The sequence below is a fragment of the Shewanella sp. GutDb-MelDb genome, from assembly GCF_002836075.1.
Taxonomy (GTDB): Bacteria; Pseudomonadota; Gammaproteobacteria; order Enterobacterales; family Shewanellaceae; genus Shewanella.
Genome location: NZ_PJBM01000065.1, coordinates 1 through 1,974, shown reverse-complemented (window position 1 = coordinate 1,974; position 1,974 = coordinate 1). Strand labels below are relative to the sequence as shown.

Here is a 1,974-nt window from a genome sequence, read left to right as displayed (position 1 = left end):
AGCGCTGAATACGTTTTACCACTTCCAGTAAAGCTTGAAATTGTTGCATTGCTCAGCGAAATATCAGCAGCATCAAAACCGGTCACTGATTCACTAAAGGTGAATGTTGCGGTAAAGGCGGCATTGATATTACCGCTTGCCCCCGCAATCGTCAGGCTTGGCTTGCTGGCGTCATAGGTGGCGGTTAATTGCACCGCTGCGGTATTGCCGTTACTGGCACCATCGATAGCGGCATCTGCTGCAACATCGACCGTGACACTGCCTGCTGCGGTGGGTGTGATAAGCGCTGAATACGTTTTACCACTTCCAGTAAAGCTTGAAATTGTTGCATTGCTCAGCGCAATATCAGCAGCATCAAAACCAGTGACAGATTCACTGAAAGTGAAGCTCGCAGTAAACTCTGCGTTGATATTACCTGAAGTACCACTAATCAAAACACTCGGCTTACTGGCATCATAGGTGGCGGTGAACTGCACTGCTGCAGTATTGCCGTTACTGGCTAAATCCATTGCGGCATTGGCTGCCACATCGACCATGATACTGCCTGCTGCGGTGGGCGTGATAAGCGCACTGTAACTGCCACCCGAACCACTGAAGTTTGAAACACCTGCATTGCTAACAGAAATATCTGCAGCATCAAAACCAGTGACGGATTCACTAAAGGTGAATGTTGCGGTAAAGGCGGCGTTGATATTACCGCTTGCCCCCGCAATCGTCAGGCTTGGCTTGCTGGCGTCATAAGTGGCGGTTAACTGCACTGCTGCAGTATTGCCGTTACTGGCAGAATCGACGGCTATATTAGCAGCCACATCGACCGTAACACTGCCTGCTGCGGTAGGCGTGATAAGCGCACTGTAACTGTCACCCGAACCACTGAAGTTTGAAACACCTGCATTGCTAACAGAAATATCTGCAGCATCAAAACCGGTTACGGATTCACTAAAAGCGAATGTCGCGGTAAAGGCGGCGTTGATATTACCTGAAGCACCACTAATCAAAACACTTGGCTTGCTGGCGTCGTAAGTCGCGGTTAATTGCACCGCTGCGGTATTGCCGTTACTGGCAGAATCGATAGCGGCATTGGCTGCCACATCGACCGTGACACTGCCTGCCGCGGTAGGCGTGATAAGCGCACTGTAACTGTCACCCGAACCACTGAAGTTTGATACACCTGCATTGCTAACAGAAATATCTGCAGCATCAAAACCAGTGACGGATTCACTAAAGGTGAATGTTGCGGTAAAGGCGGCATTGATATTACCGCTTGCCCCCGCAATCGTCAGGCTTGGCTTACTGGCGTCATAGGTGGCGGTTAACTGCACTGCTGCAGTATTGCCATTACTGGCAGAATCGACGGCTATATTAGCAGCCACATCAACCGTAAAACTGCCTGCCGCGGTGGGTGTGATAAGCGCACTATAACTGCCACCCGAACCACTGAAGTTTGAAACACCTGCATTGCTAACAGAAATATCTGCTGCATCAAAACCGGTCACTGATTCACTAAAGGCGAATGTTGCGGTAAAGGCGGCGTTGATATTACCGCTTGCCCCCGCAATCGTCAGGCTTGGCTTGCTGGCGTCATAGGTGGCGGTTAACTGCACTGCTGCAGTATTGCCGTTACTGGCTAAATCGATTGCGGCATTAGCAGCCACATCGACCGTAACACTGCCTGCTGCGGTGGGTGTGATAAGCGCACTGTAACTGTCACCCGAACCACTGAAGTTTGAAACACCTGCATTGCTAACAGAAATATCTGCAGCATCAAAACCGGTGACGGATTCACTAAAAGCGAATGTCGCGGTAAAGGCGGCGTTGATATTACCGCTTGCCCCCGTAATCGTAAGGCTTGGCTTGCTGGCGTCATAGGTGGCGGTTAATTGCACCGCTGCGGTATTGCCGTTACTGGCACCATCGATAGCGGCATTAGCTGCCACATCGACCGTGACACTGCCTGCTGCGGTGGGTGTGATA

The 1,974-nt window shown here is 50.9% G+C and carries 1 protein-coding gene; it reads right to left on the bottom strand.

What is annotated here, in order from left to right:
* A partial coding sequence (locus CXF82_RS22230) for a beta strand repeat-containing protein (RefSeq protein WP_219621763.1) occupies positions 1-1,974 on the bottom strand: 1,974 nt, incomplete at both ends.